This window comes from Mesorhizobium sp. WSM3864 (assembly GCF_002294955.1).
Classification (GTDB): Bacteria; Pseudomonadota; Alphaproteobacteria; order Rhizobiales; family Rhizobiaceae; genus Mesorhizobium.
The window spans coordinates 250,489-264,681 of record NZ_NSGD01000006.1 but is presented as its reverse complement, the minus strand read 5'-3'; the positions used below and the strand labels follow the sequence as shown (position 1 = coordinate 264,681).

At 63.9% G+C, this 14,193-nt stretch carries 10 protein-coding genes; 6 read left to right on the top strand and 4 right to left on the bottom strand.

Annotated features, from left to right (window positions below):
• Positions 1-70 precede the first annotated feature (70 nt).
• Complete coding sequence (locus CK215_RS15905) at positions 71-835, top strand: arginyltransferase (RefSeq protein ID WP_067000678.1); 765 nt, start codon at positions 71-73, stop codon at positions 833-835.
• Between the two features lie 121 nt (positions 836-956).
• Complete coding sequence (locus CK215_RS15900) at positions 957-1,853, top strand: DMT family transporter (RefSeq protein WP_095831466.1); 897 nt, start codon at positions 957-959, stop codon at positions 1,851-1,853.
• Here CK215_RS15900 and CK215_RS15895 read toward each other — a convergent pair.
• The gene (locus CK215_RS15895) at positions 1,841-3,040 is read right to left on the bottom strand and encodes an AI-2E family transporter (protein ID WP_095831465.1); all 1,200 of its coding nucleotides are present in this window, start codon (positions 3,038-3,040) and stop codon (positions 1,841-1,843) included. The two genes, CK215_RS15900 and CK215_RS15895, sit on opposite strands and share 13 nt — an antisense overlap.
• Positions 3,041-3,280: 240 nt before the next feature.
• Positions 3,281-5,536 carry a DNA topoisomerase IV subunit A gene (gene parC, locus CK215_RS15890; RefSeq protein ID WP_095831464.1) on the bottom strand — a complete coding sequence of 752 codons (2,256 nt, stop codon included), beginning with the start codon at positions 5,534-5,536 and terminating at the stop codon, positions 3,281-3,283.
• A gap of 391 nt (positions 5,537-5,927) precedes the next feature.
• On the opposite strand from parC, the gene CK215_RS15885 reads away from it, so the two are divergent.
• A complete protein-coding gene (locus CK215_RS15885; RefSeq protein ID WP_095831463.1) occupies positions 5,928-7,118 on the top strand; it encodes a hypothetical protein in 1,191 nt (396 codons plus the stop codon).
• A gap of 308 nt (positions 7,119-7,426) precedes the next feature.
• Here the strand turns inward: CK215_RS15885 and aspS are convergent, their stop codons facing one another.
• Positions 7,427-9,214: an aspartate--tRNA ligase gene (aspS, locus tag CK215_RS15875; RefSeq protein WP_067000662.1), complete on the bottom strand. Its 1,788-nt coding sequence runs from the start codon at positions 9,212-9,214 to the stop codon at positions 7,427-7,429.
• Between the two features lie 117 nt (positions 9,215-9,331).
• Positions 9,332-10,090 (bottom strand): DeoR/GlpR family DNA-binding transcription regulator, encoded by a 759-nt coding sequence (locus CK215_RS15870; protein ID WP_095831462.1) that lies wholly within the window; start codon positions 10,088-10,090, stop codon positions 9,332-9,334.
• A 97-nt stretch (positions 10,091-10,187) separates the two neighbouring features.
• On the opposite strand from CK215_RS15870, the gene CK215_RS15865 reads away from it, so the two are divergent.
• The 3 genes from CK215_RS15865 (at position 10,188) to rnd (ending at position 14,110) form a co-directional block, all read left to right on the top strand.
• On the top strand, positions 10,188-11,420 hold the full coding sequence (locus tag CK215_RS15865; protein ID WP_095831461.1) for an MFS transporter: 1,233 nt from the start codon (positions 10,188-10,190) through the stop codon (positions 11,418-11,420).
• A 129-nt stretch (positions 11,421-11,549) separates the two neighbouring features.
• Positions 11,550-12,788 carry an MFS transporter gene (locus CK215_RS15860; RefSeq protein ID WP_067329973.1) on the top strand — a complete coding sequence of 413 codons (1,239 nt, stop codon included), beginning with the start codon at positions 11,550-11,552 and terminating at the stop codon, positions 12,786-12,788.
• Between the two features lie 170 nt (positions 12,789-12,958).
• Positions 12,959-14,110, top strand: a complete 1,152-nt coding sequence (gene rnd, locus CK215_RS15855) for a ribonuclease D (RefSeq protein WP_067000650.1) — start codon at positions 12,959-12,961, stop codon at positions 14,108-14,110.
• Positions 14,111-14,193 lie beyond the last annotated feature (83 nt).

The window sequence follows — 14,193 nt, the reverse complement described above, 5'->3', positions numbered from 1 at the left end:
ACAATCCTGTTGAATTTTTCGCCGGCCGGGCCAAAGGTAGGCCGATTCGCAGGAGCGTGTCCAAGAATCGATGACGCAGCATCCGACCCAGTCGCCGCAGTTCTTCCTGACCGCGCCGTCCCCGTGCCCCTATCTGGAGGGCCAGTTCGAGCGCAAGGTGTTCACGCACCTTGTCGGCGACAAGGCGCCCGAGATGAACGATCTGCTCACGCAAGGCGGCTTCCGGCGTTCCCAGAACATCGCCTACCGGCCAGCCTGCGAATCCTGCCGCGCCTGCGTGTCGGTGCGCATCCTGGCGCAGGAGTTTACCGCCAGCCGCAACATGCGCCGCGTCACCCAGCGCAATGCCGACCTCATCGGCGCCATGCACGACGCGCAGCCTTCCACCGAGCAATATTCGCTGTTTCGCGCCTATCTCGACGCGCGCCATCGCCGCGGCGGGATGTCCGACATGACAGTGCTCGACTATGCGATGATGGTCGAGGACACGCATGTCGACACCAAGATCATCGAATACCGGCGCCGCGGCCCCGACACCTTCATCACCGGCAAGGGCCAGGGTGAATTGATCGCGGTGGCGCTGACCGACAAGATGGCCGACGGCTTGTCGATGGTCTATTCCTACTTCAATCCCGATTTCGAGGACCGCTCGCTCGGCACCTTCATGATCCTCGATCACATCGCCCGCGCCAAGGCGATGGGACTGCCCCACGTCTATCTCGGCTACTGGGTCAACGGCTCGCGCAAGATGAGCTATAAGATGCGTTTCATGCCGCAGGAGCATCTCGGCCCGAAAGGCTGGGAACGCTACGACCACGAAGCGGTCAGTCGCTGACGTTTTTTCCAAAGCCCGTTCTTAAACTGTTTCAAGGGGCAGGAAGCTGGTGTTTCCGCCACTCGCTGGAAGAGTGCGCCATCGAGCCAGCCACCGCCTGCAAATCATTGCGAGACCTATCATGTCTTCCCACCACGACCATCAGAAAGGCCTGCTGATCACCGCTATCGGCGGCCTGGTGCTCACCTTCGACATTCCCCTGATCCGGCTCGCGGATGGCAGCCCGTGGACCATCATGGCGCTGCGGACCGGGACAACGCTTGTCGCCACCCTGTTGATTTGGGTCGTCTGGCGCGCGGTGCGCGGCAACGTGCCGAAGCTCATCCCCGGCTGGTCGGGCCTGGCCGCGGCGATCTGCTACGGCCTGACCTCGATCACTTTCGTCACCGCCGTCTATCATACCTCGACCGCCGACCTCGTCTTCATCCTGGCCTTCAACACCGTCTTCGCGGCGCTGCTCTCCTGGCTGTTCCTCAGAGAACGACCGCGGCTGAGCACCGTGATCGCAATGCTGGCGATGATCGTCGGCGTGCTGATCATTGTCGGCGGTTCGGTCGGCACCGGAAAACTGTTCGGCGACTTCATGGCGCTCTGCTCGGCTTTCTTCGTCGCACTCGCCATCACCATCTCGCGCGCCAGCGGCAAAGACATGGGCTTCACCGCGCTGATCGGCGTCGTCTTTCCGCTGGCGCTCGCCGCATTCATGGTCTCGGGTGAAGGGCTGCACGTCAACGCGCCGTGGTGGATCATCTTCAACGGCGCGGTGATCATGCCGATCTCGTTCTTCTGTCTCGCCGCCGGCCCGAAATATGTTTCAGGGCCGGAGGTGGCGATGTTCTACGTTCTGGAGACGGTGCTCGCGCCTGTCTGGGTCTGGCTGGTCTTTGCCGAGGCTCCGACACGAAACAGCCTGATCGGCGGCGCGATCCTGATCGTGGCGCTGGTAGCCCACTCGCTCTGGCAATTGCACGAAGGCCGCAGGCGCCGCGCGGCGCTCGCCGTCGCCTACCCGGCCTGAATTTTCCTGGTCTCAGGCGCCGTCTCGATCCGTGGCGGCCCGTTCCCTTCTTCAGCGGCAGGTGGAAGCTCATCCATCAGCTCGACCTCGCGCAGCCATTCGCGCCAGATGGCGACGAGCAGCGCCATCAATACAGGGCCTATGAAGAGGCCGAGGAAGCCCATCGTCTTGACGCCGCCGATCAGGCCGAAGAAGGTCGGCAGGAAAGGCAGCTTGATCGGCCCGCCGACCAGCTTCGGGCGCAGCGTCTTGTCGACGATGAAAAGCTCGACCGCGCCCCAGACGAACAGCGCAAGGCCCGCAAACAACTTGCCGCTGGCCGCGAGGTAGATCGACACCAGCGTAAAGGAGAGCGGCGCGCCGCCCGGGATCAGCGCCATGATGCCGGTAAGCGCCCCGAGCGTGACCGGCGACGGCACGCCGGCCAGCCAATAGGCGACGCCGAGCACCACGCCCTCGCCAATGGCGATGACGGTCATGCCGGTGACGGTCGATGAAATGGTGGCCGGCACGACACGCGAGATGCGCTCCCAGCGCGTCGGCAGGATGCGCTCGCCGAGGCGATCGACCTGCGCCGCGAAGCCCTCGCCGTCGCGATAGGCAAAGAACAGCGCGATCAGCATGAAGAGCAGCGTGAGCAGCAGGCCGAAGGCGCTGCCGCCGGCGGCCAGCGCGCCGCGATAGATGGTGCCGATGTTGGAGCCGCTGACCATCTGGATCAGTTCGCCGATGCCGCCGGGATGGCCGAGATTGGCCATCCACTGCTGGTTCAGCCATTCGCCGACGACCGGCATGGTGGCGATCCATTGCGGCGTGGCGGACCCGTTGCGGTTGGTCTCGATCGCCCACACCACCCACTCGCGAAGCTCGTTGATGGCGTAAGTGCCGGCGAGCGCTATCGGCACCACCAGGAAGGTCAGGATGAACAGGATCGCGAGGGTCGCGGCGATCGTGCGGTTGCCGCCGACCCCGGCGAGCAGCCGGCGGTAGAGCGGCCAGCTGGCGAAGGCGATGACGAGCGCCGCCAGCACCGGGAACAGGAAGCCGTGGAAGAAATAGACGCCGGCGGCGACGATCAGCACCAGGAGCCAGCGCGCCGCCGACAGCGGCGGGATGACGGCAGCCCTCAGCGGCGCCGACAGACCGAACAGGCGCTGCCCTGGTTTCTGGATCTCAGCCCGCTTCAACCCTGCGGTTCTCCCCTGCCAGCTCCGATGGTTGCTTATGCACCATCATAGTGCAGCAATCGTGACGATAGTCCAAATGTTTGCGCCTAGCCTCCTCCCCTGTGAGAGATGGTGGATGGGCGCGTAGCGCCGAGACGGATCAGGGATGTTCCAGCGGAGTGAGATGTCTGTGTTCCCTGGAACACCCTCGTCCGTCGCCTTCGGCGACACCTTCTCCTACAGGGGAGAAGGGGAGCCTCGCTAGCCGAACTTGCCCGTCCTCGGGAAACCCTTCGGCACCATGCGACCGGCGGCTGCGCGGGCGCCGATCCACTCGGCCAATTCCTCGCGCGACTTGGTGAAGGTGCGGTCGGCCGAATCTTGCCAGGTCAGCCCCGCTGCAATCGTGAAGGTCTTAAGGTCCAGCACGCCGCCGTCCTTGTATTTCTGCAGGCGCACACCCTTGCCTCGCGCCATTTCCGGGATTTCGGACAGCGGGAAGATCAGCATCTTGCGATTCTCGCCGACGATGGCGAGATGGTCGCCGGCAACCGGAATGCAGCGTTTGGCCTCGTCCGGCGCCTTGACGTTCATCACCTGCTTGCCCTTGCGGGTGTTGGCGATCACCTCTTCCTCGGAGACGACGAAGCCGTTGGCGTCGTATGAGACCAGAAGCAGCCTGCGCTTCGGATCGTGCACAAAGGCGGTGACGATGTCCTGGTCGTTCTCCATGTCGACGATGATGCGGATCGGCTCGCCATGGCCGCGCCCGCCCGGCAGCCGGTCGGCGCCGATGGTGTAGAACTTGCCGCCGGTGGTGAAGACCAGGATTTTGTCGGTCGTCTGCGCGTGGAAGGCGAGCTTCAGGCTGTCGCCTTCCTTGAAGGCAAGCTGCGAATAGTCGGTCAGGTGCCCCTTCATCGCGCGCAGCCAGCCCTTTTCCGAAACCACGACGGTGACAGGCTCGCGCTCGATCATGGCGTGCGCGATATCGGTGAGGTCATGCTCGGGCGCGTCGGCGAACTGGGTGCGGCGTTTGCCGAGCTCGGTCTCCGGACCGAACTTCTTACGAACCTCAGCGACTTCCCACTTGATCGTCGCCCATTGCTTGGCGTCGGAGGCAAGCAATGCCTCGATCTGCTTCTTCTCCTCGGTAAGGCCGTCGAACTCCTTGCGGATTTCGATCTCTTCGAGCTTGCGCAGGGCGCGCAGCCGCATGTTGAGAATGGCCTCGGCCTGATTGTCGGTGAGCGACCAGCGGGCCATCATCACCTGCTTGGGCTCGTCCTCCTCGCGGATGATCCTGATCACCTCGTCGATGTTCAAATAGGCGATCAGATAGCCGGCCAGGATTTCCAGCCGCTTCTCGATCTCGCCCAGCCGATATCTCGAGCGGCGGATCAGCACGTCGCGGCGGTGATCGAGCCATTCCTTCAGCACGCCCTTCAGCGACAGGACGTTCGGCACCTTGCCGCGCGACAGCACGTTCATGTTGAGCGGGAAGCGGCTTTCGAGTTCGGTCAGCTTGAACAGCGATTCCATCAGGATGCCTGGATCGACGCTACGGCTCTTCGGCACCAGCACGATACGGATATCCTCGGCGCTTTCGTCGCGGACGTCCTCGAGCAGCGGCAGCTTGCGCGCCATCAGGAGCTCGGCGATCTTCTCGATCAGCCTGGCCTTCTGGACGCCATAGGGGATTTCGGTGACGACGATGCTCCAGGTGCCCCTGCCCTGGTCCTCCTGGCTCCATCTGGAGCGCACGCGGAAACCGCCGCGGCCGCTCTCATAGGCTTCGAGGATCGAGGCGCGGCTGTCGACGATGATGCCGCCGGTCGGGAAATCCGGCCCTTGGACGAAATCCATCAGCTTCGCCACCGGCGCGTCGGGATGCTCGATCAGATGAAGTGCCGCGTCACAAAGCTCGGCGGCGTTGTGCGGCGGGATCGAGGTCGCCATGCCGACCGCAATGCCGGACGAGCCGTTGGCGAGCAGGTTCGGGAAGGCGCCGGGAAGAACGGAGGGTTCCTCGTCCTCCTCATTATAGGTCGGCCGGAAGTCGACGGCGTCCTCGGTGATGCCGGCAAGCAGCTCAGTCGCCACCTCCGTCATGCGCGCTTCGGTGTAGCGCATGGCGGCGGCGTTATCGCCGTCGATATTGCCGAAATTGCCCTGCCCGTCGACCAGCGGGTAGCGCATCGAGAATTCCTGCGCGAGCCGCACCAGCGCGTCGTAGATCGACTGGTCGCCATGCGGATGGAACTTACCCATCACCTCGCCGACGATGCGGGCGCATTTGGCGAAGCCCTGATCCGGGTTGAGCCGCAAGAGCCGCATGGCATGCATGATGCGGCGATGGACCGGCTTCAGTCCGTCCCGCACATCCGGCAGCGCCCGGTGCATGATGGTCGACAGCGCATAGGCGAGATAGCGCTTCTCGAGCGCTTCCTTCAGATCGACCGGTTCGATGTTGTCGCCGCCGCCATTGTCTTCAGGCGGCAAATGCCTTTTGCCCATGGATTTGGACTAGCCGAGCGGGTGATTCGCGGCAAGCGCCGGGTTGGAAGTCGGCGGATTCGTCGCAAACAGCGACGTGAAGGATTTCACGGAACCGGCAAGGCGAGCATTCCAGTTTGCCCATTCTGCAACCGGCCCCGGCAGCAAGCGGGCTAACCGGCCAACATCAATCTGTTACATGCGCCCTCTATCTGGGCAGGCAACGCGCCGGCGCAGGAGAGCCGCGGTCTTCATGACAAATTCACCGCATCATGCAAAGCGTGCCGGCCGGGTTTGCTTTTCATCGCCGTTTTCGACAAATGTGCCGGGAAACGCCTTGTTCCCGACCCGTTCGTCGCGGAATGGTGACGGAGTAGAATTCAAAAACACTTTTCAGGACAGGGAACTCGCCATGACAATTCAACGCTCAATGCTCAAGAAACTGGCTTTTTCAACCATTCTGCTGGCCCTGCCGCTCAACACCGCCTTCGCCGCCGATCCGGCGGTGGCCGAGCGCGTCAAGGCGGCCCTTGCCGCCCAGGGCGTCGACATTTCCTGGACCGGCGTCTCCGGCGACGATTCGAACGCGGTGCTGCAGGGCGTGTCCATCAAGCCGGCAGCTGAAAAGCAAGCCCTGCCGATCGGCGACGTGAAGCTGGAGGGCATCACCGAGGCCAATGGCGGCTTCGAGATCGCGACCGTCTCGAGCTCGGCATTCGAGCGCAGCCAGGACGGCGTGACGCTCAACCTCAGCCCCGTTGTCATTCACGGCATGAAGGTGCCGGCCGAAGGCAGCACCGACCCGCTCGGCTCGCTGATGATGTACAAGTCGGCCGAGCTCTCCAACATGACGGTCAAGGTCGGCGACAAGACGGCCTTCTCGATGGACGGGCTGGCCGTCCAGATCACCCCGCCGGCCGACGGCAAGGCGATGGATTTCACCGCCAACACGGAAAAGTTCAACGCCGACCTGACACTGGTCGAGGACCCGAAGTCGAAGGAGGCGATCCAAGCGCTCGGCTACCAGAACATCTCCGGTACGGTCTCGATGGCCGGCACCTGGCAGCCCAGCGACGGCAAGATGGAGCTCTCGAAATACGACATCTCGGTCGAGAATGCCGGCACGCTCGGCATGACCTTCAATCTCGGCGGCTACACCCTCGACTTCATCAAGTCGATGCAGGAGATGCAAAAGAAGTTCGCCGCACAGCCGGAGGGTGCCGACAATTCCGCGCAGGGCATGGCCATGCTCGGCCTCTTGCAGCAGCTGTCCTTCAACGGCGCCTCGGTGCGCTTCGACGACGATTCGCTGACCGGCAAGGTGCTCGACTATGTCGGCAAGCAGCAGGGCATGTCCGGCAAGGACGTCGCCAACCAGGCCAAGGCGATCGTGCCGTTCGGCATGGCGCAGCTCAACAATCCCGAACTGACGGCCGAGGTGTCGGCCGCGGTCAACAGGTTCCTCGACGACCCCAAGAGCCTAGAGATCTCGGCCGAACCGCCGGCGTCGGTGCCGTTCGCGCTGATCATGGCCGGCGCCATGTCCAACCCGCTCGACCTGCCGAAGACGCTGGGCGTGAAGGTCAAGGCGAACGAGGACTGATCGGGGCGCTTCGCACCTGCGAGCATTATCCAACGGCGGTTCGGATGATCCGGATCGCCGTTTTCCTACGATCGGGGCCTGATCTCCTCGACGAAGGCGTTCGTCGCTCTTTACAAGAGTATGTCGGACCACACCGGCCCGCCGTGACCCTCCTCGGGGTCTCGGGTTTGGCATTCCCGCAGCAATTGGTTGAAATCCGGGCGGTTGCCCACACGCTCTGACCCAATCCTTGAGAAAATGGCTCTGGGAGCGATCGCCAGCCGCCAATCGCTCCCGGAGCTACCATCGATTCAGGAAGAGTCCTCTCGTCAGTCCTTCTTCGCCACGGCGACGCGCAGCGACAGCTCCCGAAGCTGCTGCGGGGTTGCCTCCGAAGGCGCGTTCATCAGCAGGTCGTAGGCCTGCTGGTTCATCGGGAACATGGTGACCTCGCGCAGGTTCTTGGCGCCGACCAAAAGCATGACGATGCGGTCGATGCCGGCCGCCATGCCGCCATGCGGCGGCGCGCCGTACTGGAAGGCGCGGTAGAGGCCGCCGAAGCGCTCCTCGACCGTCTGGCGATCGAGGCCGACCATCTCGAAGGCCTTGACCATGGTCTCCGGCAGGTGATTGCGGATGCCGCCGGAAGCGATCTCGAAACCGTTGCAGACCATGTCGTATTGGAACGCCTTGATGCCCAGCGGCTCCTGACCGCCGAGCGCGTCGATGCCGCCTTGCGGCATGGAGAACGGATTGTGGGCGAAGTCGATCTTCTTCTCGTCCTCGTTCCATTCGAAGAACGGGAAGTCGACGATCCAGCAGAGCTCGAAGCGATCGCGGTCGACGAGGTTCAATTCCTCGCCGGCGCGGGTGCGCGCGGCGCCCGCGAAGGAAACGAACTTCTTCGGGTCGCCGGCAACGAAGAAGGCGGCGTCGCCATCGGCAAGGCCAAGCTGCTGGCGCACCGCCTCGGTGCGTTCCTCACCGATGTTCTTGGCGATCGGTCCGGCGCCTTCGAGCTTGTCGCCCTCCTTGCGCCAGAAGATGTATCCGAGGCCTGGCTGGCCCTCGCCCTGCGCCCAGGAGTTCATGCGATCGCAGAAGGCGCGGCTGCCGCCGGTCTTGGCGGGGATAGCCCAGACTTCGGCCTTCGGATCGTTGGCCAGGATGTTGGCGAAGACCTTGAAGCCGGAATCGCGGAAATGATCCGAGACCGCCTGCATCTCGATCGGGTTGCGCAGGTCCGGCTTGTCGGTGCCGTAGGTCCGCATCGCCTCGTCGAAGGGAATGCGGCGGAATTGCTGAGTCACCGGCTTGCCGGCGGCAAAGGTCTCGAAGACGCCGCGAAGCACCGGCTCCATGGTGGAGAGCACGTCATCCTGCTCGACGAAGCTCATCTCGAGGTCGAGCTGATAGAACTCGCCGGGCAGGCGGTCGGCGCGCGGATCCTCGTCACGGAAGCAGGGCGCGATCTGGAAGTAGCGGTCGAAGCCGGAGACCATGATCAGCTGCTTATACTGCTGCGGCGCCTGCGGCAGGGCATAGAAGGTGCCGGGATGGATGCGCGAGGGCACCAGGAAGTCGCGCGCGCCTTCGGGCGACGACGCGGTCAGGATCGGCGTCGAGAACTCGGTGAAACCAACCTCGTCCATGCGCTTGCGCATCTCGGCGATGATCTTGGTGCGCGCAACGATGTTCCTGTGCAGCGTCTCGCGGCGCAGGTCGAGGAAGCGGTATTTCAGGCGGATGTCCTCGGGGTATTCAGGCTCGCCGAACACCGGCAGCGGCAGTTCCTTGGCCGCCGACAGCACTTCGATCTCGCGCGCGAAAATCTCGATCCCGCCAGTCGGCAAATTGGCGTTGACGGTCTCCGGCAGGCGCGCCTTGACCTCGCCGTCGACGCGGATCACCCATTCGCCGCGCACCGTCTCGGCGACCTTGAAGGCCGGCGAGTCCGGATCGGCGACGATCTGGGTCAGGCCGTAATGGTCGCGCAGATCTATGAAGAGCAGCCCGCCATGGTCGCGCACGCGATGCACCCAGCCGGACAGGCGGACCGAATTGCCGACGTCGGTCTTTCTCAATTGGGCACAGGTGTGGCTGCGGTAACGATGCATTGTCATTGGTGGAGTCCGGAATTGCGGGCTAAAGCCCGGCTCGAAAATTGGCGCGAAAAGCGCATGAGAGGCCGGCTTTGTCAAGGCAAGCGGTCACACGCAGGCGGGTGCCGCAGATCAGGCAAAGTGGATTTCGACACCCAGGCGCTCGAAATCGGCAAGGATGGCTGATGGCGCCGTCTTGTCCACCACCAGATGGCTTATCGCGTCGGGCGCGGCGACGCGATAAGGCGCCGCGGTGGCGAGCTTGTCGTTGGTGACGGCGATCACGATGCCGGCGCTATTCCTGGCCATGGCGCGCTTGACCTCCGCTTCCGCCGAATCGAAAGCGGTGACGCCACGCGAGGCATCGAGGCCGCAGGAGCCAAGGAAGAACAGATCGGCGCCAAGCTGCGCCACGGCGGCCAGCGTATCGCCGCCGACACAGGTGCCGAGGTCGCGGACATACCTGCCGCCCAGCACAAACAGCTCGACCAGGGGCAGATCGGCGAGTGCCGATGCGACGCCCAGCGAATTGGTAGCGACCGTCAGCTCGATATCGCGCGGGATGGCCCTGGCGATCGCTTCGTTGGTCGTACCGCCGTCAATGAAAAGGGCCTGTCCGGATCTCAGCATACCGACTGCGGCCTTCGCAAGGCGTAGCTTCTCCTCAGGGACGTGGCGAGCGCGCTCGCTGATCGTTGCCGCTGCGAAAGGCGCCGGCGCTACCGCACCGCCATACACGCGACGCAACTGCCCGGCCTTGGCCAGTTCCCGCAGATCGCGGCGAACCGTGTCTTCCGAAACGCCGAAGCGGCTGGCGAGCTCGCCAGCCAGGACCTTGCCTTCCGCTGCCAGCCGGTCGCGAATAAATTGATACCGTTCCTCGGTGAGCATGCACGATCCTATTTCTTTGTGCGTGTTCTTGCATGTTTTGCGTGTTCATGCAAGAAAATGCGCAGTGCCGTCCGCCCTTCCCCGATGGAAAGTCGCAATGACCTTTGGCTTGAAACTCGCCCCTCAGCATCGCGTCTATGCCGGTTTCGCGATCTACTCCTTCGCGATGGGCAACATTTTTCCGCGCTTGCCGGACATCAAGCACGCCATGGCGATCGAGGACGGCACGCTGGGGCTCAGCCTAATCGGGACGCCGATCGGCACTTTGACCGCATTGACGCTCGCGACGCCCGTCCTTGAGCGTGTCGGCTTTCGGCGCGCGCTGCTCTGGCTCGTCCCGCTTCTGGCGCTCGCCTATTCGGTCGCGGTGCACGCGCCGGGGCCGCTTGGGCTGTTCCTGATGCTGCTGCCGGTCGGTCTGATGATCGGCAGCGTCGAGATCATCCTCAATGTCGAAGCCGACCGGACGGAGTTCCTGCTCAAGCGCCGAATCATGAACCGGGCGCACTCCTTCTGGAGCGCGGGCTTCTTCGGCGCCGGGCTGTTCGGCGGCGCCATGGCGCATCTCGGCCTGTCGCCGCAGCTGCATCTGGCGCTGGTGGTGCCGATGGTGACGATTGCAATGGCTCTGTTTCTCGGCGGCTTCGAGCCGGCGCCCGCCCGCTTCGCCAACTCCGGCGACAAGGCGCCGATGTTCGCGCGGCCGACATTGCCGATCCTGGTCCTGGTCGCCGTGACGCTTTCGGCGATGCTCCTCGAAGGCGCCAGCATCGACTGGTCGGCGATCTACATGCGCACCGTCTTCGACTCCGGCCCCTTCGTCGCCGGATTGACGGTGGCGCTGTTTGCCTTCTCGCAGGCAACCACACGCTTTTTCGCCGACTCCTTCGTCGACCGCCACTCGCCAAGCGGGGTCGCGCGCGTGCTCTTGGCAGCGATGGCGGCCGGCGTGCTCATCGTCTTCTTCTCGCCGCTGCCGGCCGTTTCGATGCTTGGCTTTGCCCTGTTGGGCATCGGCAGCAGCGCCCTCTTCCCGCTGGCGATCTCCGCCGCCGCGCAACGGACGGATCGCCCGGCGGCGATCAACGTCGCGGCGCTCTCGCAGATTTCCTTCATCGCTTTCCTGCTCGGCCCGCCGCTGCTCGGCTTCGTATCGGACCATTGGGGCATCCGCTCCGCCTATGGCATCGGCATCCCCTTCATCGCGCTCAGCCTGCTGACGGTAGGTTCACTTGGCCGGAGGCCGGCCGCGGAGAACATCCATGCGTTTCCGGGCGAGACACCTGCTACGCTCGAGCTGGAGATAGAAATACGGGCCGGCAAGGCTTAGGACACCCCTACCCCGATTGGCAGCCCATCTCCTCGGCCGGGTGCAAGGATGTGAAGTTGCATTTGCCGCTGGCGTTGACAGGATCTATGGTCCAAGAAGAGGTCACAGATCCGTGATTGCCTCTCTTTAATGTCGTCCATCCGCCCGCTTATTCCGCTCCTGATTGCCGCAGGCATCCTGCTTGGCGGCAACGGGCTGCAGGGCACGCTGATTGCCCTGCGCGGCGCGCAGGAAGGCTTTTCCGCTTCCGATATCGGCCTGATGGGCACGTTCTATTTCGCCGGTTTCCTGCTCGGCTGCCTGGCCGTCACGCGTATCCTGAAGGCGGTCGGCCACGTCCGGACTTTTGCCGCGCTGGCCGCGATCGCCTCGGTCGGCACGCTGCTTCTGGTGCTCGTCATCGACCCCGTCATGTGGTGCGCGGTGCGCTTTGCCGGCGGCTTCTGCTTCGCCGGCCTGTTCACCGTCATGGAAGCCTGGCTGAATTCCGGCGTCGGCAACAAGGACCGCGCCCGGGTGCTCGCCATATATCGCATGGTCGACATCGGCTCGGTTACCGGCGCGCAATTCCTGATTCCGATCTTCGGCGCCGGCGGCTTCGCCATCTTCGCCGTCATGTCGATGATGATCACCTTTTCGCTGGTGCCGGTCTCGCTCGGGGACCGCTCGAACCCGGCGCCTCCGGAAGACGTCAAGCTCGACCTGCCGCGCGTCTGGCGGATCTCGCCGCTCGGCTCGATCGGCTGCATCGCCGTCGGCCTCACAAACAGCGCCTTTCGCACGCTGTCGCCGGTCTATGCCGAGGAGATCGGCATGTCGGTCGCCGATGTCGTGACCTTCGTCAGCGTCGGCATTTTTGGAGGCGCCCTCATCCAATATCCGCTTGGCTATCTCTCCGACCGCCGAGACCGGCGCTCGGTGCTGTTGGCGACGACGTGCTGCGCCATGCTTGCCGCGCTGGCGCTGGCCTTCGTGGCGCGCGCCGACCCGTTCCTCAACTTCATCATCGTTTTCATCTTCGGCAGCTTCGCGATGCCGCTCTATTCACTATCGGCAGCGCATGCCAACGACCGCGCCGGCAAAGGCGAATTCGTGCTGATCAACGCGGCGTTGATGCTGTTCTACTCCTTCGGCGCGATCGGCGGTCCGATTGCGGCCTCGGCGGTGATGCAACATTTCGGGCCGAGCGCGCTGTTCGTTTTCAACGCCGTCGTCTATGCCGTTCTCATCATCGTGATCCTCTACCGCATGCAGGTGCGGTCGGGTGTGCCGGCCGGCAGCCGCAGCCGCTTCACCGCGCTTTTGCGCACGTCGACGCTGTTCGCGCGACTGGCGCGGCGGGGCGGCGATTCCGACAAGCAGGACTAGAGCTTTTCAGCGTTTCGCGGAAGCGCCGAACCGCTCTATCTCTTTGTTTTTACGCAATTCCGGACGGAAAACCGTTCGTCACTTTTCCTGGAATTGCTCTAACTGCGGCTTGACGAAAGCGCTTGCGGCTGAAATTGAAAGAGGCCTGATATGATGCCAAAAGCGAATTGATGCACGTCATCACCACCCAGAAAGAACTCGAGAGCGTCATCGCGGCGTTCGAAAAGTCCGAATTCGTAACCGTCGATACCGAATTCATCCGCGAAACGACCTTCTGGCCGATCCTCTGCCTCATCCAGATGGCCGCGCCGGGCGTGACGGCGCTGATCGATCCGCTTTCGCCCGACATCGACCTCAAACCCTTCTTCCGGCTGATGGCCAACGAAGCGGTGGTCAAGGTTTTTCACGCCGCACGCCAGGACATCGAAATCATCGTTCATCTGGGCGATCTGGTGCCGCATCCGGTGTTCGACACGCAGGTGGCGGCCATGGTCTGCGGCTTCGGCGACAGCGTCTCCTACGATCAGCTGGTGCAGCGCATCACCGGCGCGCGGCTCGACAAATCCTCGCGCTTCACCGACTGGCGGCACCGGCCGCTCTCCGACAAGCAACTCGAATACGCGCTCGCCGACGTCACCCACCTGATCAAGGTATATGAGCACCTCAGCGCCGAGCTGAGGCGCGAGGACCGCGCCCACTGGCTCAACGAGGAGATGGACGTCCTCACCTCGCGCCAGACCTACGATCCGCATCCGGAGGATGCCTGGAAGCGGCTGAAGATGCGGCTGCGCAAGCCGCAGGAGCTGGCGATCGTACAGGCGGTGGCGGCATGGCGCGAACGCGAGGCGCGCGAGCGCGACGTGCCGCGCGGCCGCGTGCTCAAGGACGATGCGATCTACGAAATCGCGCAACAGGCGCCGCGCGACGCGACTGCGTTGGGGCGGCTGCGGACGACGCCGAAGGGCTGGGAGCGTTCGGCGACGGCAACCGCGCTGCTCAGCGCCGTCAACACCGCCCTTTCCCTTCCGAAGGAAGCGATGCCCAAGCTGCCGAAGACGTTCCAGCCGCCGGAGGGCTCGAGCGCGGCGGCGGAACTGCTCAAGGTGCTGCTCAGGATCGTCGCCGAGAAGGAAGGCGTCGCCTCCAAGGTGCTCGCCTCGAGCGACGACATCGACCGCATCGCCGCCGAGGGTGATGCCGCCGACGTGCCGGCGCTGCAAGGCTGGCGGCGTGCCGTGTTCGGCGAGCAGGCGCTTAGACTGGTGCGCGGCGAGATCGGCATCAAGTTCGACAAGCGCAGGATAGCGGTATTCGACCTTTAAAGCGCGTCGCGCCGAAACGGATTCCGGCAACCGCTTCAAATACTTGAATTTCATGGCGTGTCGTTGTCCCAGAACCGCGCACG